The 23,179-nt window shown below is 41.4% G+C and carries 19 protein-coding genes; 15 read left to right on the forward strand and 4 right to left on the reverse strand.

From position 1 onward, the window contains the following. Positions 1–138: 138 nt before the first annotated feature. Entirely contained in the window at positions 139–1,974 is a 1,836-nt protein-coding gene (locus tag DXC10_RS02585; protein ID WP_101542176.1) for an ABC transporter ATP-binding protein, read from the forward strand. A 38-nt stretch (positions 1,975–2,012) separates the two neighbouring features. Here DXC10_RS02585 and DXC10_RS02590 read toward each other — a convergent pair whose 3' ends face one another. Next, positions 2,013–2,651 carry a viroplasmin family protein gene (locus tag DXC10_RS02590; protein ID WP_101542177.1) on the reverse strand — a complete coding sequence of 213 codons (639 nt, stop codon included), beginning with the start codon at positions 2,649–2,651 and terminating at the stop codon, positions 2,013–2,015. A gap of 919 nt (positions 2,652–3,570) precedes the next feature. Between DXC10_RS02590 and DXC10_RS02600 the strand changes: the two genes are divergently transcribed. The 6 genes from DXC10_RS02600 to DXC10_RS02625 all read left to right on the forward strand — a co-directional run bounded on the left by DXC10_RS02600 (position 3,571) and on the right by DXC10_RS02625 (position 8,739). Then, entirely contained in the window at positions 3,571–4,173 is a 603-nt protein-coding gene (locus DXC10_RS02600; protein ID WP_101542179.1) for a nitroreductase family protein, read from the forward strand. A 74-nt stretch (positions 4,174–4,247) separates the two neighbouring features. Next, entirely contained in the window at positions 4,248–4,775 is a 528-nt protein-coding gene (locus tag DXC10_RS02605; protein ID WP_101542180.1) for a shikimate kinase, read from the forward strand. A gap of 108 nt (positions 4,776–4,883) precedes the next feature. Continuing rightward, complete coding sequence (gene speA, locus DXC10_RS02610; protein WP_101542181.1) at positions 4,884–6,776, forward strand: biosynthetic arginine decarboxylase; 1,893 nt, start codon at positions 4,884–4,886, stop codon at positions 6,774–6,776. A gap of 22 nt (positions 6,777–6,798) precedes the next feature. After that, positions 6,799–7,569, forward strand: coding sequence for an acetylglutamate kinase (gene argB / locus DXC10_RS02615; protein ID WP_101542182.1), 771 nt, complete (start codon positions 6,799–6,801; stop codon positions 7,567–7,569). Positions 7,570–7,757: 188 nt separating this feature from the next. Further along, on the forward strand, positions 7,758–8,267 hold the full coding sequence (locus tag DXC10_RS02620; protein ID WP_101542183.1) for an RNA polymerase sigma factor: 510 nt from the start codon (positions 7,758–7,760) through the stop codon (positions 8,265–8,267). Next, positions 8,257–8,739 (forward strand): hypothetical protein, encoded by a 483-nt coding sequence (locus tag DXC10_RS02625; protein ID WP_101542184.1) that lies wholly within the window; start codon positions 8,257–8,259, stop codon positions 8,737–8,739. Before DXC10_RS02620 ends, DXC10_RS02625 begins: the two co-directional genes overlap by 11 nt. A gap of 349 nt (positions 8,740–9,088) precedes the next feature. Here the strand turns inward: DXC10_RS02625 and DXC10_RS02630 are convergent, their stop codons facing one another. Further along, on the reverse strand, positions 9,089–9,955 hold the full coding sequence (locus tag DXC10_RS02630) for a head GIN domain-containing protein (RefSeq protein ID WP_101542435.1): 867 nt from the start codon (positions 9,953–9,955) through the stop codon (positions 9,089–9,091). A 142-nt stretch (positions 9,956–10,097) separates the two neighbouring features. On the opposite strand from DXC10_RS02630, the gene DXC10_RS02635 reads away from it, so the two are divergent. Beyond that, positions 10,098–10,802, forward strand: coding sequence for a SprT family zinc-dependent metalloprotease (locus tag DXC10_RS02635; protein ID WP_101542185.1), 705 nt, complete (start codon positions 10,098–10,100; stop codon positions 10,800–10,802). Positions 10,803–10,833: 31 nt separating this feature from the next. On the opposite strand, the gene DXC10_RS02640 is transcribed toward DXC10_RS02635, so the two are convergent. Beyond that, on the reverse strand, positions 10,834–11,229 hold the full coding sequence (locus tag DXC10_RS02640) for a hypothetical protein (protein ID WP_101542186.1): 396 nt from the start codon (positions 11,227–11,229) through the stop codon (positions 10,834–10,836). Between the two features lie 146 nt (positions 11,230–11,375). Between DXC10_RS02640 and DXC10_RS02645 the strand changes: the two genes are divergently transcribed. Together DXC10_RS02645 and DXC10_RS02650 are read left to right on the forward strand one after the other, a co-directional pair. Then, positions 11,376–12,569, forward strand: coding sequence for an esterase (locus DXC10_RS02645; protein WP_101542187.1), 1,194 nt, complete (start codon positions 11,376–11,378; stop codon positions 12,567–12,569). Between the two features lie 15 nt (positions 12,570–12,584). Next, complete coding sequence (locus DXC10_RS02650) at positions 12,585–14,924, forward strand: glycoside hydrolase family 3 N-terminal domain-containing protein (protein ID WP_101542188.1); 2,340 nt, start codon at positions 12,585–12,587, stop codon at positions 14,922–14,924. A gap of 95 nt (positions 14,925–15,019) precedes the next feature. Here the strand turns inward: DXC10_RS02650 and DXC10_RS02655 are convergent, their stop codons facing one another. Continuing rightward, complete coding sequence (locus DXC10_RS02655) at positions 15,020–15,379, reverse strand: hypothetical protein (RefSeq protein ID WP_233519851.1); 360 nt, start codon at positions 15,377–15,379, stop codon at positions 15,020–15,022. A gap of 796 nt (positions 15,380–16,175) precedes the next feature. Here DXC10_RS02655 and rimP point away from each other — a divergent pair. The 5 genes from rimP to sufB all read left to right on the forward strand — a co-directional run bounded on the left by rimP (position 16,176) and on the right by sufB (position 23,144). Then, positions 16,176–16,643: a ribosome assembly cofactor RimP gene (rimP, locus tag DXC10_RS02665; protein WP_101542436.1), complete on the forward strand. Its 468-nt coding sequence runs from the start codon at positions 16,176–16,178 to the stop codon at positions 16,641–16,643. Between the two features lie 4 nt (positions 16,644–16,647). Beyond that, the gene (nusA, locus tag DXC10_RS02670) at positions 16,648–17,922 is read left to right on the forward strand and encodes a transcription termination factor NusA (RefSeq protein WP_101542189.1); all 1,275 of its coding nucleotides are present in this window, start codon (positions 16,648–16,650) and stop codon (positions 17,920–17,922) included. A 65-nt stretch (positions 17,923–17,987) separates the two neighbouring features. Next, positions 17,988–21,035: a translation initiation factor IF-2 gene (gene infB, locus DXC10_RS02675; protein WP_101542190.1), complete on the forward strand. Its 3,048-nt coding sequence runs from the start codon at positions 17,988–17,990 to the stop codon at positions 21,033–21,035. A gap of 106 nt (positions 21,036–21,141) precedes the next feature. Next, complete coding sequence (locus tag DXC10_RS02680) at positions 21,142–21,654, forward strand: CvpA family protein (protein ID WP_101542191.1); 513 nt, start codon at positions 21,142–21,144, stop codon at positions 21,652–21,654. A gap of 35 nt (positions 21,655–21,689) precedes the next feature. After that, positions 21,690–23,144 (forward strand): Fe-S cluster assembly protein SufB, encoded by a 1,455-nt coding sequence (gene sufB / locus DXC10_RS02685; RefSeq protein ID WP_101542192.1) that lies wholly within the window; start codon positions 21,690–21,692, stop codon positions 23,142–23,144. The last annotated feature ends 35 nt before the right edge of the window (positions 23,145–23,179 follow it).

A 23,179-nucleotide genomic window follows, 5' to 3' on the forward strand; every position in this document is an offset into this window, starting at 1 on the left:
TATGTATCACTCCTGAGTATTACTGTATATCTGTATGTTTTATAAAATCAATAATAACTTCTTTTAGGTAGTGAACTCTTTCTTATTCAATAGTTTTCCTTTATCTTTGCAAACTCTTAATTCACTTAATCACGAGCAATGAAGGAATTCATACAATTGATGCGGCGTTTTGTGTCGCCCTATAAAAAATACATAGGTTGGGCTGTTTTGCTTAATATTTTATCCGCTGTATTCAATGTCTTCTCGTTTACTTTATTAATTCCTATTTTGAATATCCTTTTTAAAACGGGAGCAAATGATGCGGTATATCATTATATGGAGTGGGGAAGTGCCAGTTTGAAAGATGTAGCTGTGAATAATTTCTACTATTATGTCACTCAGTTGATTGAGATTTATGGTCCGGCTACGACCTTGTTGTTTATGGGATTATTCTTGGCTTTTATGACTATGCTGAAGACCGGTTGTTACTTTGCTTCTTCGGCGGTGATGATTCCTTTGCGTACAGGAGTTGTGCGTGATATTCGTATCATGGTGTATTCCAAGGTGCTGCGCTTACCGCTAGGCTTCTTCTCGGAAGAGAGAAAAGGTGATATTATAGCCCGTATGAGTGGTGATGTGGGTGAGATTGAGAATTCTATCACAAGTTCGCTGGATATGTTGATGAAGAATCCGATTTTGATTATCCTTTATTTTGCGACATTGCTTATTACGAGTTGGCAATTGACATTGTTTACTCTTTTAGTACTTCCGGGCATGGGATGGTTGATGGGAAAGGTTGGAAAGAAACTGAAACGCCAATCGTTGGATGCTCAGAGCAAGTGGAGTGATACCATGTCTCAGCTGGAAGAGACTTTAGGTGGATTGCGTATCATCAAGGCATTCATTGCAGAAGATAAAATGATTAACCGTTTTGTGAAGTGTAGTAATGAAGTGCGGGATGCTAATAATAGGGTGGCTATGCGTCAGGCGTTGGCACATCCGATGAGTGAGTTCCTGGGGACATTACTGATCGTATTGGTGCTATGGTTTGGAGGTATGCTGATTTTGGGAGAGAATTCTTCGATTGAAGCGCCGACATTTATATTTTATATGGTTATCTTGTATAGTATCATCAATCCTCTGAAAGATTTTGCAAAGGCTGGATATAATATTCCGAAAGGTTTGGCTTCCATGGAGCGTGTGGATAAGATCTTGAAGGCTGAAAATCCGATTAAAGAGTCTACCAATCCTGTACCTTTAAAGATAATGAAAGATAAGATCGAATTCAAGGATATTTCTTTCAGTTACGGTACACGTGAGGTACTTCACCATGTAAATCTGACGGTGCCGAAAGGAAAAACTATAGCATTGGTGGGACAGTCTGGGTCGGGAAAATCGACGTTGGTAGATTTGTTGCCGCGCTATCACGATGTACAACAGGGTGCTATTACGATTGACGGCATCAACATTAAGGATGTGAAGGTATCCGATTTGCGTGGCTTGATTGGTAATGTCAATCAGGAGGCTATCCTGTTTAACGATTCATTCTTCAATAACATAGCTTTCGGTGTGGAGAATGCTACCATGGAACAGGTGATTGAAGCGGCTAAGATTGCTAATGCGCATGATTTTATTATGGAGACGGAACAAGGTTATGACACGACAATCGGTGACCGTGGTGGTAAGTTGTCCGGAGGTCAGCGTCAACGGGTCAGTATTGCACGGGCCATCTTGAAAAATCCGCCGATATTAATTCTGGATGAGGCTACATCGGCACTCGATACGGAATCGGAACGCTTGGTACAGGAGGCTTTGGAACGTTTGATGAGAACGCGTACCACGATTGCTATTGCCCATCGTCTTTCTACGATCAAGAATGCTGATGAAATATGTGTGTTGTATGAGGGTAAAATTGTGGAGCGTGGCAAACATGAAGAACTCTTGGAGAAGAATGGCTATTACAAAAGATTGAATGATATGCAATCGTTGGGTTGATGAAGGTAAGTCGGGAGAAAAGGATGTCCTCATCGGATTTATTTTCGTCCGAAGTCAGCTGGAATTTCACCCCATTGTTTGGTTTCCCATTTTAAGACAGGTGTGCTGTAGGAGTTTTCTCGTAACCACTTTTCAGCACGTTCTATCAACTGAAAAAGTGCTTCGGTTTTGGCATCACGTGGCAGTTTGGTTTTGCACTTTTTCTGTTTAACCCAATTGATGGCGTTCACGCTGTCACTGTATATGGGCATATCAAATCCTTTCTGCTTTAACAAGGCAAGACCGTGTACGATGGCTAAGAATTCACCGATATTATTGGTGCCATACATAGGACCAAAATGGAAAATCTGTTGACGACTTGCTACGTGTACGCCCTGATATTCCATCGCTCCCGGATTTCCGCTACAAGCGGCGTCTACCGCCAAGCTATTTTCTACGACATTGACGGAAGAAATTCTTGTTCCATTGGAACTGGATGCTTTGGTGCTTGAGGTGGTGTTTTTCCCTAAATATGCATAAGGAGAACAGACAAATGCGTTTTGTGCTTCCTCAAGAGTGTCAAATGATTTGTATTTCGCACCATTGTACCCTTTGGTTTGCAGTTGGCATGCGGTCCAAGTATCATAAATACCGGGTGAAAAGCCTGCCCAAACGACGTAATATTTCTCTTTCTTCATAATTAGCCTCAAAGTTACAAATAAATTTTGCAAAACAGAACAACTTTTCGTCTTGTTTGATTTTACCCCATTTCATCGGAAAAAGGTATGAATTTACTGTAATAAAAAGATTTGTTGAAGGTTGGAAAATATCCATTGTCAGACTTTGTCAGCCTTAAGTTTTGGTTAAAGATTGATTATTCGTTTATTTTGTATCATTGGGTTTAATTGGTTAGCGGTATGAATTGGAATCTTTTTTATATATGATGAACCAATGTTATTACTAACAAGAAATTTCCCAATTTACTATTGAATATTATCAGATTCTACAATCTAAATATTTTATTTAAAAATTGTGTCGTGAAAAAGAAAATTATTATTGGAGTTACAGTTTGTTTTATGGCTGTGTTTGTACACTTGCTACTGAGACAGAATTCTAATTTAGTGGGAATTGGTAAAGTCTAATTATTCTATAGGGTTGGGATGTATATATCAGTGTGATAGTCTTCTTTATTTCCAATTTTCTAAAAGTGGTTTTCTACAATCTGTATTGTATGATTTGGTTCAGAAGAAACAAATATATTGTGGTAAAAGATTGACGGATAAAGCAGGTAAATCAGTCCCGCTTTTCCGATTAATTGACGGAGTTTATAAAGGGAAATTTTGGGGAATTATAACTCCGGAAACGATTGACTACGCCTTATGTAAAGAACCTAAAGATTATCCTGAATTATTCCGTAAATATAATACTGCTACTGACAATCCTGTTATAGCATTTTATAGGGTTATTAGATAGTTTAATTGTTTATAAGAACTTCAGGAATAAGAACGTTGAATTTTGTCCTTTTATCTAAACATTGGGAGGAGAAGAACAATTCTGCCGGTATGTTTGTTCCTATATAAAGATAAGTTTATGATAATGAAATAGAAAGAAGAATATATGAGAAGAACATTTGCAGAAGCGTTGCAACATCGGCGCAGTTATTATTCTATTGGCAGTGATTCTCCAGTATTGGATGAAGAAGTAGTACATATTATTCGTACGGCTGTCAAATTTGTACCGTCTGCTTTCAATTCACAATCCACGCGAATAGTATTATTATTGGGAGATGAACACAAAAAAATGTGGGATATTGTGAAAGAGACTCTGAAGAAACGTATTTCTCCTGAGGCATTTGTAAAGACGGAAGAGAAAATTAATGGTTGCTTTGCTTGTGGGCACGGTACTATTCTGTATTTTGAGGATACAGATGTAGTTAAGAAATTGCAGGATGTATTTCCTACATATAGCACTAATTTCCCCACATGGTCACAACACACTTCTGCCATGCACCAGTTTGCCATTTGGACTATGCTCGAAGATGCCGGTTTAGGTGCTTCTTTGCAGCATTATAATCCTCTGATTGACGAGGAGGTACGTCGTACGTGGAATTTACCGAACAGTTGGATGTTGATTGCTGAAATGCCATTTGGTACACCAACGGCCGAACCAGATGAAAAAGAATTTCAGGACTTGAGTAAACGTATAAAAATTTTCCTCTGATCGGATAGTGTTCTCAGCATAGAATTGCCTATCTTTGCCCTCAAAATGAAATTGGCTGCAAACGGTAAGCAATTATGATACGTATTTTTTTGACCGGTTATATGGGTGCCGGTAAAACAACTTTAGGAAAGGCTTTTGCCCGCGAACTGAATGTGTCATTCATTGATCTGGACTGGTACATCGAGGAACGTTTTCACAAATCTATTCGTGAATTGTTCATTGAGCGGGGAGAGGCCTCTTTCCGTGAATTGGAGCGAAATATGCTGCATGAGGTGGCAGAATTTGAAGATGTTATTATTTCTACAGGGGGGGGGACTCCCTGTTTCTTTGATAATATGGAATTCATGAATAAGCATGGATATACGGTTTTTCTGGATGTACATCCCGATGTGTTGTTCAACCGTTTGCGAGTGGGGACTCAACAACGTCCTATCCTGCGAGGAAAGACAGATGAAGAATTACGTATATTCATTGTAGAGGCTTTGGAGAAGCGCTCTCCTTTTTATTCGCAAGCCCATTATCGTTTTGATGCCGGACGTCTGGAAAGTCATCGGCAGATAGAAGAATCCGTACAACGGTTGCGTACATTATTATGCCTTTAATCCATTGTAGATGTGCGTTTTTCAATAAAAAAAGCATGATATATTAGATTTATATGTATTTTTATCCCCTTTTATAATAGAAACTACTAAATAGCAGAGTAACGAAAAATGAGAAAATGGCGTATTGAAGATTCAGAAGAGCTGTACAACATAACAGGTTGGGGCACTTCGTACTTTGGTATCAATGACAAAGGTCATGTAGTGGTGACACCTCGTAAGGATGGAGTTGCCGTCGATTTAAAAGAATTGGTAGACGAGTTACAATTGCGTGATGTAACTGCTCCCATGTTGATACGTTTTCCTGATATCCTCGATAACCGGATTGAGAAAATTTCCTGTTGTTTCAAGCAGGCTGCCGAAGAGTATGGTTATAAAGCGGAGAATTTTATAATCTATCCTATTAAAGTAAACCAGATGCGTCCTGTGGTCGAAGAAATTATCAGCCACGGAAAGAAATTTAATCTCGGATTGGAGGCTGGTTCTAAACCTGAGTTACATGCAGTGATTGCCATCAACATGGATTCTGATTCATTGATTATCTGTAATGGATATAAGGATGAAAGTTATATAGAACTTGCTTTGCTTGCCCAGAAAATGGGTAAACGTATTTTTCTCGTAGTAGAAAAATTGAACGAGTTGAAGTTGATAGCCAAAATGGCGAAGCAATTAAATGTAAAACCTAATATTGGCATTCGCATTAAGTTGGCCTCATCAGGAAGTGGTAAATGGGAGGACTCTGGAGGTGATGCAAGTAAATTTGGCTTGTCTTCCAGTGAGTTACTCGAAGCACTCGATTTTCTGGCAGATAAAGGTATGCAAGATTGTCTGAAACTGATACATTTCCATATCGGAAGTCAGGTGACGAAGATACGTCGTATCAAGACGGCGTTGCGTGAAGCTTCACAATTCTATGTGCAGTTGCATGCCATGGGATTTAAAGTGGAATTTGTAGATATCGGGGGTGGTCTAGGTGTAGATTATGATGGAACCCGTTCTTCCAATAGCGAAGGCAGTGTGAATTACTCTATTCAGGAATATGTCAATGATTCCATTTCTACTTTAGTCGATGCTAGTGATAAAAACGGTATTCCTCATCCAAATATCATTACGGAAAGTGGACGTGCGTTGACGGCACATCACTCTGTATTAATTTTTGAGGTACTGGAAACGGCGACTTTGCCCGAATGGGACGATGATGAAGAAGTGACGAAAAACGACCATGAACTTTTGCAAGAGTTGTATGGCATTTGGGATACGTTGAATCAGAATAGAATGTTAGAAGCTTGGCATGATGCACAGCAAATCCGTGAAGAGGCACTTGATCTTTTCAGTCATGGTATTGTGGATTTACAGACGCGGGCAAAGATTGAACGGCTGTATTGGTCCATTATGCGTGAAGTGAACCAGATAGCCGGTGGATTGAAACATGCGCCGGATGAGTTTCGTGGTCTTCCAAAACTGTTGGCAGATAAATACTTTTGTAACTTTTCACTTTTTCAGTCTTTGCCTGATTCTTGGGCGATAGACCAAATATTCCCAATTCTGCCTATTCAACGTCTGGATGAGAAACCTGAAAGGACAGCTACTTTGCAGGATATTACTTGCGATTCGGATGGTAAGATTGCTAATTTCATATCAACTAAGAATGTATCGCATTATTTGCCGGTACATTCCTTGAAGAGTAAAGAGCCTTACTATGTAGGTGTATTTTTAGTCGGTGCATATCAGGAAATCTTGGGCGATATGCATAATCTGTTTGGTGATACGAATGCCGTACACGTGTCAGTGAGTGAAAAAGGATATGCCATTGAGCAGGTGATTGATGGCGAAACGGTAGCTGAGGTACTTGATTATGTACAATATAGTCCTAAAAAACTTGTGCGGACATTGGAAACTTGGGTGACACAGTCTGTAAAAGAAGGACGTATTTCATTGGAAGAAGGAAAGGAATTTTTATCTAATTACCGCTCAGGGTTGTACGGATACACTTATTTGGAATAATTTATTTAATAGGCAATTGATAATGAGAGAGAAACTTACTGTAATAAAAGTAGGGGGTAAAATTGTAGAAGAAGAAGTAACCCTGCTTAAGTTACTGGATGATTTTGCCACTATTGACGGTTATAAAGTCTTGGTACACGGTGGGGGACGTTCAGCAACAAAGTTGGCTACTCAGTTGGGTATTGAAAGTAAAATGGTAAATGGCCGTCGTATCACCGATGCCGAAACATTGAAAGTGGTGACGATGGTATATGGCGGGTTAGTAAATAAAAATATTGTGGCAGGTTTACAGGCACGGGGGGTCAATGCCCTTGGACTGACTGGTGCCGATATGAATGTCATTCGTTCGATGAAGCGTCCTGTCAAAGAAGTAGATTATGGTTTTGTCGGAGACGTCAAAGAAGTGAATGGTGCTTTTCTGGGTGATCTTATACATAAAGGAATTGTGCCTGTGATGGCTCCATTGACACATGACGGTCATGGAAATATGCTGAATACGAATGCTGACACTATTGCAGGAGAAACCGCTAAAGCGTTGGCCGGACTATTTGACGTTACGTTGGTGTTTTGCTTTGAAAAGAAGGGTGTGCTGCGTGATGAAAATGATGATGATAGTGTTATTCCTCACATTACATCCGAGGAGTTCAAACGATATGTGGCGGAGGGAGTAATCCAAGGCGGGATGATCCCAAAATTGGAAAACTCATTTGAAGCAATAAATGCCGGAGTGTCTGAGGTCGTAATAACTTTAGCTTCAGCCATCGGACAAGAAGGAGGAACGCATATAGTGTGATAAATGACAATTTAATGAAGGACTAAGAATGAAGAATTACCTTGCGGTATGTTTGCATAACGTAACTAAATTCTTCGTTCATCATTTCTCTTTTTTATCATTTCCCCTTTATTTCTTTCCTAAAAATAATTTAAAAAAATGGCATTTGCCTGTAACTTTCTGTATACATAACCGTCAACTAATTAGAGATGCAAGAAATCAGCTTTCGTAATGACATTCTCCCACTGAAGGATAAACTCTTTCGGTTAGCCCTAAGAATTACATTTGATAGGGCAGAAGCGGAAGACGTTGTACAAGAAACGTTGGTCAGGGTGTGGAATAAGCGTGATGAGTGGTCGCAGTTCGGTTCTGTAGAAGCCTATTGCTTGACAGTGACAAGAAATTTGGCGATAGACCGTAGCGAAAAGAAAGATGCCCAGAACGTAGAGTTGACACCTGATATGGAACAAGCTGCTGATGCATCGAGCCCTTACGAACGGTTGGTAACTAAAGAACGGATGACATTGATACATCGGTTGATAAATGGACTTCCTGAGAAACAAAGGTTGGTAATTCATCTCCGGGATATTGAAGGTAAGAGTTATAAAGAGATTGCAGTAGTCCTGAATTTGACAGAGGAACAAGTAAAGGTGAATCTTTTTAGGGCACGGCAAAAAGTAAAGCAACAGTTTATTAATATAGAAAGTTATGGACTTTAAATATATAGAACAACTTTTGGAGCGCTATTGGCAGTGTGAAACCTCTTTGGAGGAGGAAGCGCAGTTGCGTGCTTTTTTTAAGGAAAACGATGTGCCTGAGCATTTGCTTCGTTACAAAGATTTGTTTGTATATCAACAACTTCAGCAAGAAGAACAATTGAGTGAAGATTTTGATGCACGGGTACTTGCTGAGATTGAGGTACCGGTAGTCAAGGCAAGACGTATGACATTGATTGCACGTTTCATGCCATTGTTCAAAGCTGCTGCAGTAGTGGCAGTAGTACTTTCATTGGGAAATGTGATGCAACATTCATTTTTTTCGGATGTGAAAGAGGTCGCTGCAGTTGATACTATCGGTAAACAGATTTCTGCTCCGTCGGTTGCCCTTTCGGGAGATATCAACGTGACGCACGAAAAGCAGATAATGGATAGTCTAAAACGTGTAGAAAAGGAGAAAGGAATCAAAAAATAGATGTTTTCATTTACTTTTTAAAATAACATTTTCATTTGCTTTAAACATAAATATAGTTAGTGTGCTTTATTAAAACAAACTGAGGCTGTGAAGTTTCAATTCTCTCAAAATCTTATAAAAAACTAACTAAGATAGATGGGACGCCGCGTGATGCAGTGTCCCTTTTATTTTTCCAATTGTGATAGTGTCGTTTGATCATAGGGTGTTATTCTTGTTTAAATCGGTATAGAAAACAAAAGGCTTCCTCGCGGAAGCCTTTCATAATTACGTTAGAAAATTTATAGATTTGCTTTTAAAGAGAGAATTTTGTTTCGGTTTGCCATCAATCTTATAGATTATGCAACTTACATTAGAGTTTATACAGTCCTTTCTTTGGATAATCTAGCTCAGGATTACCTTTATAGCCTACACTTCCACTACCACTAGTACGTACTTTCAGGAAATCGGTTACATGACATTTGATATCACCTGATCCCGTCACGTTGGCAGAAGCACGTTTTGCTTGAAAATCGGATGCATACAAGTCACCTGAACCTGCTACACTGTAGGTCGCTTCTTGAGTGGTACCGGTTAATTCGGCTGTACCCGAACCTGCCACAGATGCCTGAGTATTAATTGCAACAATATTTTTCAATTTTATATCTCCCGAACCTGCCACAGACGCTTTAAGATTAGTACAAGCGATATCACTACAAAGAATGTCTCCTGACCCTGCTACAGAAATTTCAAGATTATTTGTACAGGAAATGTTATTTGCTTTTATATCTCCCGAACCTGCAATGGCCATTTTAAAAAAATCAGTTTTTAAACCATTTGTCAGGGCGATATCTCCTGAGCCTGCAATAGAAACTCCATTTAGTGTTTCTGAAGAAATACGTATTTCAAGTTTATTATAGGAGACACTCGTTCCTTTCTTAAAACCGATATTGAGTACACCGTTTTTTACATTCACATCCAGTAGATTTATGATATTATCCGAGGTATAGATCTTTACCTGAGGTTTACCGTTTTTTTGAGTGTATATGACATCGGGACTTCCGGCAAGATTTATTTTAGTGAAATTATCTACTCTAATGTCTTTAGTAACATAATTCTTACTGGCTTTAACGGTTTTCCCATTGAAAAAACCGGAAGTATTGTAATTAGATTTTTGTGAACAAGCTATGGTGCTGAATGCCAAAACTGTTAGTGCAATAATTACTGTTAGTGTTCTCATATTCATCTTATTTGAGTTAATCGTTTAATCATTAGACGTAACATGCTCCTAAAAAGTTGCATGGTATAGTGCCTTTTTTTTGAAAACTTTCGTTTTTTAGGGTAATTCTTTGTTCTTTTGTCTGTTTAATAAGGATAAGCAGATGATGACAGAGCATATTTTAGATGATGACGAATTGGGAAAGCTACTTGTTAGGGTTAACATGCGTGCACGGCGTCTGACTTTTCGTACCCGTGAAGATGCCATCCATGTAACTGTCCCTCCAGGTACTGTTTTGTCTGAAATTAAGAATGCAATAGAACAATTACGACCTCGTTTAAGGTCGGCACGTCAAAAATATATCCGTCCTTTGATTGATTTGAATTATCGTATCGATACGGAATTCTTTAAACTGAGTCTTGTCAGTGGACGGCGGGAAAGGTTTCTGTCTCGTTCGGAATTGGGAGAAATGCAGATCATCTGTCCACCTGATGCCGATTTTTCCGATCATAAATTACAAGAATGGTTACGTAAAGTGATAGAAGAGGCTTTGCGGCGTAATGCTAAAATACTTCTTCCTCCTCGACTTTATGCTCTTTCACTTCAGCATGGACTTACTTATAAAAGTGTAAAAATAAATTCCAGCAGTGGACGATGGGGGAGTTGCTCTGCACGGGGAAACATCAATCTTTCCTATTATTTGGTATTGTTACCTCAGCATCTGATAGATTATGTGTTACTTCACGAATTGGCGCATACCCGTGAAATGAATCATGGTGAACGTTTCTGGGTTTTATTAGACCGGTTTACAGATGGTAAAGCGTTGGCGTTGCGCAATGAATTGAAGCAATATCGTACGGAATTTTAAAACGATCCGGTAATTAAATAAAACGCAGGTATTATTGTGCCAACAATTTCACTTCTTCGCCTTCTTTTTCAAACCGATAGTCACCTCCTCTTTCGCTCAGTTCAAATAGTGAGAGTTTCTCGGTGTCATTGTTTACTATCATCAGGGCACTTTGTTCTGCAAAACGCTTCACCTCAAAAGAAAAAGGCTCCTCTGTAATCTTTTTGTTTATCAGTAGGCTATCATTAATCAGTATAGACACTGAATCTCCCGCAAATCCCTTGTTTAGCATGATGGTGTAGGTTTCGGTAAAATAACGCTCTCCGTCCTTTTTCTGCTGTAGTCTCATACTCATGTATACAAAGATTACGACTACAAAGATAATGGCAAAGGCAAGAATACCATTACCTATCATAAACTGTTTGTTGGTATTTAGACGGTGTGTCATGATGGTTAAAAATTTAAAGAACCCTGCAAATTTAACAATTATATTTGAACTGGCTGACAAACTTTTCAACAAATACTTGTATTTAAAATCTTGTTTTCTTTGTATTTAAAATAGATATAGATATTTTTGCCTTAAAACATCGTATTATGAAAAGAATATCAAGTTTTGCTGTAGCTTTATTGATGTGTATTTTTACTTTTGCACAACAGGCGCTTTGGGGAGGTACTCCGGTCGTTTCACCGGAAATTCATGACAACAACACCGTTACTTTCCGTCTGAAAGCTCCAAAAGCAGTGAAAGTGCAAGTAACAGGAGACTTCCTGCCAACACAGAAAATCAAGACGCCATACGGAGAATTTGACAGATCGGGTGTAGTCGAATTGAAAGAAGGGAAAGACGGTATATGGGAATATACTACTTCCGAACCCCTGAAACCCGAACTTTATAGTTACTCGTTCATTGTAGACGATTTAAAGATGATGGATCCGGGTAATGTTTATATGATACGCGATGTAGCTACCGTAACCAATGTGTTTATGATTGATGGCGGGCGTGCTGATTTATACAAAGTAAATAAAGTACCTCACGGAACCGTTTCCCGTGTATGGTATGATAGTCCTACTTTGGGGATGAATCGTCGGCTTACCGTTTATACTCCAGCGGGTTATGAAACCAGTAATAAGTCTTACCCCGTATTTTATTTACTCCATGGTATGGGTGGTGACGAGGAAGCGTGGATAGCTCTTGGACGTACGGCGCAAATACTGGATAATCTTATTGCCCAAGGTAAAGCAAAGCCGATGATTGTAGTGATGACTAATGGAAATGCATCTCAAGAGGCGGCTCCCGGTGAATCTTCTTTAGGATGGGTTTCTCCTACCATGCAGCTACCTAAAACAATGGAAGGTTCTTTTGAAATGGCATTTCCAGATGTTGTGAAGTTTGTCGATAAGAACTATCGTACTATAAAAAGTAAACCTGGTCGAGCCATTGCAGGATTATCAATGGGTGGTTTTCATTCTTTGCATATTTCCAAACAGTTCCCTGATATGTTCAATTATATAGGTCTCTTTTCAGCTGCCATTCTGCCGGATAAAGAGGTCAAATCCCCTATTTATGATGACCTTGAAGGAAAATTGAAAGTCCAGTTTTCCAAGAAACCGGCACTTTATTGGATAGGAATCGGGAACAAGGATTTTCTATATAAAGCGAATGAAGATTATCGTAAACTGCTGGATGAGAAGGGATATAAATATACTTATTATGAAACAGATGATGGCCATATCTGGAAGAACTGGCGTATATACCTGACAGAATTTGTACCTTTATTATTTAAATAACCCCAAAATAAAATCATGAATAAAAAAATTATCCTATCATTAACCCTGTTTGGGTTGGTATCGGTTGTTACGGCACAGACTGCAATTACCCCTGCTATTCCAAGAGACGAGAAAATAGAAAGAAAGATTGAAACCTTACTGAAGAAGATGACGCTTGACGAGAAAGTCGGTCAGATGTGTGAACTCACCATTGACTTGCTGCAAGACCGGAAAGCCGATCCTGCCAAAGGTTTTCAGTTGAGTGAGGCAATGCTCGACAGTGTAATCGGAAAATATAAAGTCGGTTCCATTCTCAATGTTCCTAATGGGATAGCTCAAAGTATTGAAAAATGGCAGGAAATCATCAAACGTATTCAAGAAAAATCCATGAAAGAAATCGGTATTCCATGTGTTTACGGTGTAGACCAAATTCACGGTACTACCTATACGTTGGACGGTACGTTCTTTCCGCAAGGTATCAACATGGGAGCTACGTTCAATCGTGAACTGACCCGTCGTGGTGCTGAAATCTCCGCATATGAAACCAAAGCGGGAAGCATCCCTTGGACGTATGCTCCGGTAACCGACCTTGGACGTGATCCCCGCTGGCCCCGCATGTGGGAAAATTATGGTGAAGATTGCTATGTCAATGCCGAAATGGGACGCGAGGCCGTTCTCGGTTTTCAGGGTGATGATCCCAATCACATCGGAGTGAATAATGTAGCCGCTTGCATGAAGCACTATATGGGTTATGGTGTTCCCGTTTCCGGTAAAGACCGTACCCCTTCTTCCATCACCGAGCAGGATATGCGCGAGAAGCATTTTGCTCCCTATCTTGAAATGGTGAGAAACGGTGCGCTCTCTGTCATGGTAAACTCCGCGATGAACAACGGACTGCCTTTCCATGCCAATTATGAGCTATTGACTCAATGGTTGAAGGAAGACCTCAACTGGGATGGTATGATTGTGACGGACTGGGCAGATATAGATAATCTTTGGAAACGCGACCATATTGCCAAAGATAAGAAAGAAGCCATCAAACTCGCCATCAATGCGGGTATAGATATGTCTATGGACCCGTATGACTGGAAGTTCTGTACACTGTTGAAGGAACTGGTACAGGAGGGTGAAGTGCCTATGAGCCGCATTGACGATGCCGTTCGTCGTGTATTGCGCCTGAAGTATCGACTGAACTTGTTTGATAAACCCTATTATGATTGGAAAGACTATCCTTTGTTCGGAGGTAAGGAACATGCCGCTGCCGCCCTTCGTGCTGCCGAAGAGTCTTTGGTGTTGCTGAAAAACACAGATGGTATCTTACCCTTGGCAAAAGGCAAGAAAATCTTGTTGACAGGGCCGAACGCTAACTCCATGCGCTGCTTGAACGGCGGTTGGTCTTATACCTGGCAAGGCAGTAAAGCGGAAGCATGCGCTGAGGCTTACAACACCATTCTTGAAGCCTTTACCAACAAATTCGGTACCGGTGCTATCATTTATGAACCCGGTGTCACTTACAATGATAAAGGCAATTGGCAGGAAGAAAATGTTCCTCAAATAGAGAAAGCAGTAGCTGCCGCAGCCCATGCCGATTATATTGTAGCTTGCATTGGTGAGAACTCCTACTGTGAAACTCCGGGTAATCTGACAAACCTCTTTCTTTCTCAAAACCAACTCGATTTAGTGAAAGCCCTTGCCAAAACCGGCAAGCCCGTCATTTTGATTTTGAATGAAGGCCGTCCCCGCCTGATAGCCGATATCGAGCCGTTGGCAAAAGCCGTTGTCAACATTATGCTCCCCGGTAACTATGGTGGCGACGCTTTGGCAAACCTCATGGCAGGCGATACTAATTTCAGTGGTAAGATGCCTTACACCTATCCCAAAGAAATTAACTCTTTGATTACCTATGACTACAAACCTTGCGAACATATCGGCAAGCAGATGGAAGGCGCTTACAACTACGACGCGCAGGTTTCCGTACAATGGGCTTTCGGCTATGGCTTGAGCTATACCACTTTTGCATACAGCAACTTCAAAGTCGATAAACCGGACTTTACTGCCGATGATGTGCTGACTTTCACCGTCGATGTGAAGAACATCGGCAACCGTGTAGGCAAAGAGAGCGTTCTGTTGTTCAGTAGTGACCTTGTGGCTTCCCTCACTCCCGATACCCGCCGCTTGCGTGCTTTCGAGAAGGTGGAACTAAAGCCCGGTGAAACGAAGACTGTTACCCTGAAAGTGAAAGGTTCCGACCTTGCCTTCGTGGGTTATGACGGCAAATGGATATTGGAGCAAGGTGATTTCCGTATCCAGACGGGCGACCAGACCTTGAATGTGGTTTGTATTGATACCAAGAAGTGGGCGACTCCGAATAAATAAAAGTTTTCCGAACCTCTTGCATGTAGAAGAGGGTGTACCAGATTTCTTAATAGTATTTGGGTACATCCTCTTTTTTCAATCATTCATCAAATAATCTATTTGTCCACATTCAATATACCCGACTCTCGGTCGCCATTGTTTGTGCGTCTCTTGGCTGCATTATACTTTTTGCCGAACTCGAAGTCATAGCTTAATTTGATGATTGCCATCTGCCCTGTCTCCTTGCTATATGTCCAGGAAGAGTAGGGAGCAACCTTGTTCACCCGTTCTTTGCCGGTTTTGTAATTGTTGGTAAACGGGAACATCATACCGGCGTCCAACTGAAAACGTTTGTGGGTATAATTCACGAGGATAGCCGTTATGTTTTCGCCCTTGGTAATCGTTTCGCCAAATAACGTATGCTTGTTCTTGGTGAACTGTCCCAACAGGGCAAACTTTTTATAATTAAGCATCATTTGCAGGTTATAAAAGAAGCTGTTATATGTATGGGTGTAATTCTTTCCGTTGGACCAGTAGCGTATAAATCCATCTTCAAGGCGCTGTCGGGATGGCTTTGCAAGATTGAAACGGCTTGTTTTAAAGTTTCACTGTTATTGTTGTTACCGTTACAGTTGGTGTATAGTACAGTTGTAATACATATTATATAGGTATATAGGAAGTTTTTCATTATATTGGGATAGGTGATGCTTGCAAATGTATGAAAAACTTTAGGATGAAAGATAGTAAAGGTTGAAAAAGCTTTCAGATAATGGCTCTTTTTGTTTAAACAAGATTTTTTGTAATATGGGAACTATATTCCCCAAATGTTTAAGTAGAATACTTGTCGTATTTGGAGCTTATATCTATCTGCTTTGAGTTATTTGTTGAAGGGTCAAAACATCCCCATCTTTTAGGGGAAAACACCCGGATGTTATACCTTAAAACATCCGGATGTAATAGGGTAAAACATCCGGGTGTAATAGGTGCTAAGTCTTAGGAAATATTCTGTTGAGTCTTAAGATATGGAGAAATAAGCCTTAGTATCGTAGAGACCGAAATTGGGGATACTTAAAATGAAACTCTTTATTAAAGTCCCTGAAGATCATCTCAGAAAGAACAAAAAGCTTTGAAACTTGTAGGGAATACCCTTTTTCAGTAAGTTTTTCTTCTAATATTTTGTAGTCGAACAGATTATTTATATCTTTGCAAACGGAAACGGATGAAGGAGGAGGGGCGATTAAGCTCCTCTTTTTTGTTCTTAATAGTTATTCTATGATAGAAAAGAAAACAGTTTGTCAAATTGTAGACGAGTGGCTGGAAGGTAAAGACTACTTCCTGGTGGAGGTGGCAATCAGCCCGGATGACAAAATCGTGGTTGAAATAGATCACAAAGACGGCGTTTGGATTGAGGATTGCGTGGAACTGAGCCGCTTCGTCGAGTCCAAGTTGAGTCGTGAGGATGAAGATTATGAACTGGAAGTGGGGTCTGCCGGTATTGGACAGCCGTTCAAGGTCTTGCAACAATACATTAATCATGTGGGTAAGGAAGTGGAAGTGCTGACGAAAGACGGACGTAAACTTGCAGGAGTGCTGAAAGAAGCCGATGAGCGACGCTTTGTGGTTACTATTCAGAAAAAAGTGAAAGAAGAAGGTGCCAAGCGTCCTAAATTGGTGGACGAGGATCTGGAATTTACTTATGAAAATATAAAATATACTAAATACTTAATCAGTTTTAAATAAGACTATGGCCAAGAAAGAAGAAACTATCAGCCTGATAGATACCTTTTCGGAATTTAAAGAACTGAAGAATATCGATAGAACCACTATGGTGAGTGTGCTCGAAGAGTCATTCCGTAGTGTGATTGCGAAGATGTTTGGCACCGATGAGAATTACGACGTCATCGTGAACCCGGACAAGGGTGATTTCGAGATATGGCGTAACCGTGAAGTAGTAGAGGATGCGGATTTGGAAAACCCGAATTTGCAGATTGCATTGTCTGAAGCACAGAAGATTGACGCTTCGTATGAAGTTGGTGAAGAAGTGACGGATGAGGTAATCTTCGCAAACTTTGGTCGTCGCGCCATTTTAAACTTGCGCCAGACGTTGGCTTCTAAGATTTTGGAACTGGAGAAAGATAGTATTTATAATAAGTATATTGATAAGGTGGGTACTATCATCAATGCGGAAGTTTACCAGATTTGGAAAAAGGAAATGCTGCTGCTTGATGACGAAGGTAATGAACTATTGTTGCCCAAGACCGAACAGATTCCGAGTGATTTCTACCGTAAAGGGGAGACTGCCCGTGCCGTAGTGGCTCGCGTGGATAACAAGAACAATAATCCGAAGATTATTCTGAGCCGTACGTCACCCGTGTTCTTGCAGCGGCTGTTCGAAATGGAAGTACCCGAAATCAATGACGGATTGATTACCATCAAGAAAATTGCCCGTATCCCCGGTGAACGTGCCAAGATTGCCGTAGAGTCTTACGATGACCGTATCGATCCGGTAGGCGCCTGTGTCGGTGTAAAGGGTAGCCGTATTCATGGTATTGTCCGCGAGCTTCGCAACGAGAATATAGACGTTATCAATTACACGTCGAATATCCAGTTGTTTATACAGCGCGCCCTCAGTCCGGCCAAGATATCTTCTATTCGTCTCAACGAAGAAGAACACAAGGCTGAAGTTTTCCTGAAACCGGAAGAGGTATCGTTGGCTATCGGTAAAGGAGGTTTGAATATCAAACTTGCCAGTATGTTGACTGAGTACACCATTGATGTGTTCCGTGAATTGGATCAAGCGGTAGAAGACGAAGATATCTACCTCGATGAATTCCGTGATGAAATAGACGGTTGGGTAATCGACGCGATCAAAGCTATCGGTATCGATACTGCTAAGGCTGTGTTAAATGCTCCCCGTGAGATGTTGATTGAGAAAACGGACCTGGAAGAAGAGACGGTGGACGAAGTATTACGCATTTTGAAATCGGAGTTTGAAGAAGAGAACGAAGCTAATGATTAATGGCCAACATTAATCATTAAACATTCTTTTCCGCTTCTTTCTCTATTATTCATTAAAATTAAAGTATGTCGATAAGGTTAAATAAAATTACGAGAGATTTGAATGTGGGAATCACGACGGTAGTCGAGTTCTTGCAGAAGAAGGGCTTTGTTGTAGAGGCAAACCCCAATACGAAAATTACCGATGAACAGTATGAACTACTTGTGAAGGAGTTCAGTACGGATAAAGACTTGAAGTTGAAGACAGAGCGCTTTATTCAAGAACGTCAGAGTAAGGATCGTAATAAAGCGTCCGTGTCTATTGACGGTTATAAGGAAACACAGGAGAAACCGAAAACCGAGGAGGTTGTGAAGGTGGTTATTCCCGAGGATGTACGTCCGAAGTTTAAGCCTGTCGGCAAGATTGATTTGGATAAGCTAAATCGCAAGCCTTCTGTAGAGAAGGAGAAAGATACTGAACCGGAAAAAGTGGTGGTAGAAGAAAAGAAGGTGGAAGAACCTGCACCGGTAGTTGTTGAGGCTCTGAAACCGGAACCTGTTCAACAACCTGAGCCTGTTTTGCAGGCTGAAGCAATGTCTGCACCTGTATCTGAACCTCAGCCGGAACCGACTCCCGTGCCTGTATCGGCAGAACCGGTTATTAAGGAAGAACCGGTCGTTCCTGTATTTGCTGAGAAAGAGGAAGAGGCGGAAGAGAAAGGGTCTGCTCCGGCAGAAACCGTAAAAGCCCAGGTAGAAACAGAAAAAGAAGTGAAAGAAGGTGATGAAATATTCAAGATACATCAGCCTGAGTTTGTTTCGAAGATCAATGTCATCGGACAAATAGATCTCGCTGCACTGAACCAGTCTACACGTCCCAAGAAAAAATCGAAAGAAGAGAAACGGAAAGAACGCGAAGAGAAGGAAAAACAGCGTCAGGATCAGAAGAAACTGATGAAGGAAGCTATTATTAAAGAAATTCGTCGCGATGACAGTAAGTCGAAAGACACCAAGGAAGGCAATGACCCTAACGCCAAGAAGAAACGTGTACGTATCAATAAAGAGAAGGTGGATATCAACAATGTTTCAAACTTCCAGCGTGGTGGTAACGACCGTCCGAAAAATAGCAATGGCGGTAACCAACAAGGTGGTGGTAATAATAGCCAGCAAGGTGGCGGTAAGAACAATAACAGAAATAAAGATCGCTTTAAGAAACCCGTCATCAAGCAGGAGGTAAGTGAGGAAGATGTAGCAAAGCAGGTAAAAGAAACCCTTGCACGTCTCACTTCCAAGGGTAAGAACAAAGGTGCCAAGTATCGTAAGGACAAGCGTGATCTGGCTTCAAGCCGCATGCAGGAGTTGGAAGACCAGGAGATGGCAGAAAGTAAGGTATTGAAACTTACGGAATTTGTGACTGCCAACGAATTGGCAAGTATGATGGATATCTCCGTTACGCAGGTAATCGCGACTTGTATGAGCATCGGTATGATGGTCTCTATCAATCAGCGTCTGGATGCTGAAACTATCAATCTGGTAGCTGAAGAGTTCGGTTTCAAGACGGAATATGTGAGTGCGGAAGTTGCCCAGGCTATCGTTGAAGAAGAGGATGCTGAAGAAGATTTGCAACATCGTGCTCCGATTGTAACGGTGATGGGTCACGTAGACCACGGTAAGACTTCTTTGCTTGATTATATCCGTAAGGCGAATGTGATTGCCGGTGAGGCCGGTGGTATCACGCAGCACATCGGTGCTTATCACGTGACTTTGGAAGACGGACGTAAGATTACGTTCCTCGATACTCCGGGGCATGAGGCGTTTACTGCTATGCGTGCCCGTGGCGCGAAAGCAACGGATATTGCTATCATCATTGTAGCTGCTGATGACAATGTGATGCCGCAAACCAAGGAAGCTATCAACCATGCTATGGCTGCCGGTGTTCCTATTGTGTTTGCCATCAATAAGATTGATAAACCGACTGCTAATCCGGATAAGATTAAAGAAGAATTGGCTGCCATGAATTTCCTCGTTGAGGAATGGGGTGGCAAGTACCAGTCTCAGGATATTTCTGCCAAGAAAGGTATTGGCGTAGGCGACTTGATGGAGAAAGTATTGCTGGAAGCTGAAATGTTGGATTTGAAGGCAAATCCTAATCGTCGTGCAACCGGTTCCGTCATCGAGTCTTCTTTGGACAAGGGTCGTGGTTATGTAGCTACGGTATTGGTGTCCAACGGTACATTGAAGATGGGTGATATTGTACTGGCAGGTACCAGTTACGGTAAGGTAAAGGCCATGTTCAACGAACGTAATCAGCGCATGAAAGAGGCGGGTCCTTCAGAACCGGCTTTGATCTTGGGCTTGAACGGTGCTCCGGCTGCCGGTGATACGTTCCACGTTATCGAGACCGAACAGGAAGCTCGTGAAATTGCCAATAAGCGCGAGCAGTTGCAACGTGAACAAGGTTTGCGTACGCAGAAGATGTTGACGCTTGACGAAGTAGGCCGCCGCCTGGCATTGGGTGATTTCCATGAATTGAACATCATCGTGAAGGGTGACGTAGACGGTTCTGTGGAAGCGTTGAGCGACTCGTTGATTAAGTTGTCCACCGAGCAGGTACAGGTGAATGTTATTCACAAGGGTGTGGGAGCTATTTCTGAATCGGATGTATCTTTGGCTGCCGCTTCGGATGCGATTATCGTAGGTTTCCAGGTTCGTCCTTCGGGTGCTGCTGCCAAGTTGGCGGAACAGGAAGGTGTGGATATTCGCAAGTACTCCGTTATCTATGATGCTATAGAAGAGGTGAAGGCTGCTATGGAAGGTATGTTGGCACCGACTTTGAAGGAACAGGTAACAGCTACTATCGAAGTGCGTGAGGTATTCAATATTACTAAAGTTGGTCTTGTGGCGGGTGCCATGGTGAAGACTGGAAAGGTAAAACGCAGCGACAAGGCCCGTTTGATTCGCGACGGTATTGTAATCTTTACCGGTAATATCAATGCTTTGAAACGTTTCAAAGATGACGTCAAGGAAGTGGGTACCAATTTTGAGTGTGGTATCAGCTTGACAAACTGCAACGACATCAAGGTAGGCGATATCATCGAGTCTTACGAAGAAGTGGAAGTGAAACAAACATTATAATTAATTAATGTGTCAATGTGCCAATGTGCCAATTGGCTGCGCATACAAAAGATGCCGCAGGGCAATTGGCACATTGGCATATTTGTACATTAGCGCATTAATCATTATGGCAATCATAGATCTCATCATATTTGTTGCAATCGGTGTAGGGGCAGTGTTTGGCTTTATGAAAGGCTTTGTTAAGCAGTTGGCTTCCTTGTTGGGGCTGATTGTCGGCTTGTTGGCAGCAAAGGCATTGTATGCATCTGTTGCTGAGAAGGTGTTTTCTAAGATCACGGATTCTATGACACTGGCACAGATACTGGCATTTATCGCTATTTGGATAGCTGTGCCGCTTACGTTTGCGTTAGTAGCTGCACTGTTGACGAAAGCAATGGAGGCAATCTCTCTGGGTTGGTTGAACCGTATGTTGGGGGCAGGACTCGGAACGTTGAAATACCTTTTGTTAGTAAGTCTGCTGATAGGTGTCATTGAGTTTGTTGACTCCGACAACAAGATGATTAGTGAAACAAAAAAGAAGGAGTCAGTGTTATATTATCCTATGAAATCATTTGCCGGGATATTCTTTCCTGCGGCGAAGGCTGTTACGGAACAGATTGTAAATGGAAATGTGGATTGAATTCGTAACTCGTATAATTTGTAATTATAAAAATAATGCAACAAGAAGAACCCAATAAATATGTAAAGGAACTTACTCAGGAGAAGTACAAGTACGGCTTTACCACCGATGTACACACTGATATCATTGAGCGTGGGCTGAATGAAGATGTGATACGGCTTATTTCTGAGAAGAAGAATGAACCGGAATGGTTGCTGGAGTTCCGCCTGAAAGCGTATCGTCATTGGCTGACGCTGGAAATGCCTACATGGGCACATCTTCGTATTCCTGAGATTGATTATCAGGCGATATCCTATTATGCTGACCCAACGAAGAAGAAAGACGGACCGAAGAGTATGGATGAGGTGGATCCGGAGTTGGTGAAAACTTTCAATAAGCTGGGTATTCCTTTGGAAGAACAGATGGCGTTGAGCGGTATGGCTGTGGATGCGGTTATGGACTCTGTGTCGGTGAAGACAACTTTCAAGGAGACATTGATGGAGAAGGGAATTATTTTCTGTTCATTCAGCGAAGCTGTACGTGAACATCCTGATCTGATACAGAAATATCTCGGTTCGGTGGTAGGTTATCGTGATAATTTCTTTGCTGCACTGAACTCGGCCGTATTCTCTGATGGCTCTTTTGTTTATATCCCGAAGGGGGTACGTTGTCCGATGGAGTTGTCCACTTATTTCCGTATCAATGCCCGTAATACGGGACAGTTTGAAAGAACGTTGATTGTAGCGGATGATGATTCGTACGTTTCTTATCTGGAGGGATGTACGGCTCCGATGCGTGATGAAAACCAGTTACATGCCGCTATTGTAGAGATTGTGGTACATGATCGTGCCGAAGTGAAGTACAGTACCGTTCAGAATTGGTATCCGGGTGATGCCGAGGGGAAGGGAGGCGTTTATAACTTTGTGACGAAACGCGGTCATTGCAAAGGTGTGGACAGTAAACTCTCTTGGACACAGGTGGAAACCGGTTCTGCTATCACTTGGAAATATCCGTCTTGTATCCTTACCGGTGACAATTCGACGGCAGAGTTCTATAGTGTAGCGGTAACCAACAATTATCAGCAGGCTGATACTGGTACGAAGATGATACATCTTGGTAAGAATACCCGTAGTACCATTGTAAGTAAAGGTATTTCGGCAGGAAGAAGTGAAAACTCATATCGCGGTTTGGTACGTGTAGCCCAGAAAGCGGATAATGCCCGTAATTATAGCCAGTGTGACTCCTTGTTGTTGGGTGATAAGTGTGGTGCACATACTTTCCCCTATATGGATATTCGTAACGAAACAGCTATTGTGGAACATGAAGCTACTACCAGTAAGATTAGTGAAGACCAGATATTCTATTGTAATCAGCGTGGCATTTCTACGGAAGATGCTGTAGGTTTGATTGTCAATGGTTATGCAAAGGAAGTGTTGAACAAACTTCCGATGGAGTTTGCCGTTGAGGCGCAGAAACTGCTGGCTATTTCGCTGGAAGGAAGCGTGGGGTGATTTACTATTTGACAATTTGCTATCTACTATTTAGT

Source organism: Bacteroides sp. OM08-11, assembly GCF_003438665.1.
In the GTDB taxonomy this organism is placed as follows: Bacteria; Bacteroidota; Bacteroidia; order Bacteroidales; family Bacteroidaceae; genus Bacteroides; species Bacteroides cutis.

Coding starts and splice junctions, on each gene's coding strand:
- DXC10_RS02605 (WP_101542180.1), top strand. CDS start 4,248: ATGATACGTATTTTTTTGACCGGTTATATGGGTGCCGGTAAAACAACT.
- DXC10_RS02635 (WP_101542185.1), top strand. CDS start 10,098: ATGATGACAGAGCATATTTTAGATGATGACGAATTGGGAAAGCTACTT.
- speA (WP_101542181.1), top strand. CDS start 4,884: ATGAGAAAATGGCGTATTGAAGATTCAGAAGAGCTGTACAACATAACA.
- sufB (WP_101542192.1), top strand. CDS start 21,690: ATGCAACAAGAAGAACCCAATAAATATGTAAAGGAACTTACTCAGGAG.
- infB (WP_101542190.1), top strand. CDS start 17,988: ATGTCGATAAGGTTAAATAAAATTACGAGAGATTTGAATGTGGGAATC.
- argB (WP_101542182.1), top strand. CDS start 6,799: ATGAGAGAGAAACTTACTGTAATAAAAGTAGGGGGTAAAATTGTAGAA.
- DXC10_RS02600 (WP_101542179.1), top strand. CDS start 3,571: ATGAGAAGAACATTTGCAGAAGCGTTGCAACATCGGCGCAGTTATTAT.
- nusA (WP_101542189.1), top strand. CDS start 16,648: ATGGCCAAGAAAGAAGAAACTATCAGCCTGATAGATACCTTTTCGGAA.
- rimP (WP_101542436.1), top strand. CDS start 16,176: ATGATAGAAAAGAAAACAGTTTGTCAAATTGTAGACGAGTGGCTGGAA.
- DXC10_RS02640 (WP_101542186.1), bottom strand. CDS start 11,229: ATGACACACCGTCTAAATACCAACAAACAGTTTATGATAGGTAATGGT.
- DXC10_RS02680 (WP_101542191.1), top strand. CDS start 21,142: ATGGCAATCATAGATCTCATCATATTTGTTGCAATCGGTGTAGGGGCA.
- DXC10_RS02585 (WP_101542176.1), top strand. CDS start 139: ATGAAGGAATTCATACAATTGATGCGGCGTTTTGTGTCGCCCTATAAA.
- DXC10_RS02590 (WP_101542177.1), bottom strand. CDS start 2,651: ATGAAGAAAGAGAAATATTACGTCGTTTGGGCAGGCTTTTCACCCGGT.
- DXC10_RS02650 (WP_101542188.1), top strand. CDS start 12,585: ATGAATAAAAAAATTATCCTATCATTAACCCTGTTTGGGTTGGTATCG.
- DXC10_RS02620 (WP_101542183.1), top strand. CDS start 7,758: ATGCAAGAAATCAGCTTTCGTAATGACATTCTCCCACTGAAGGATAAA.
- DXC10_RS02655 (WP_233519851.1), bottom strand. CDS start 15,379: ATGATGCTTAATTATAAAAAGTTTGCCCTGTTGGGACAGTTCACCAAG.
- DXC10_RS02625 (WP_101542184.1), top strand. CDS start 8,257: ATGGACTTTAAATATATAGAACAACTTTTGGAGCGCTATTGGCAGTGT.
- DXC10_RS02630 (WP_101542435.1), bottom strand. CDS start 9,955: ATGAGAACACTAACAGTAATTATTGCACTAACAGTTTTGGCATTCAGC.
- DXC10_RS02645 (WP_101542187.1), top strand. CDS start 11,376: ATGAAAAGAATATCAAGTTTTGCTGTAGCTTTATTGATGTGTATTTTT.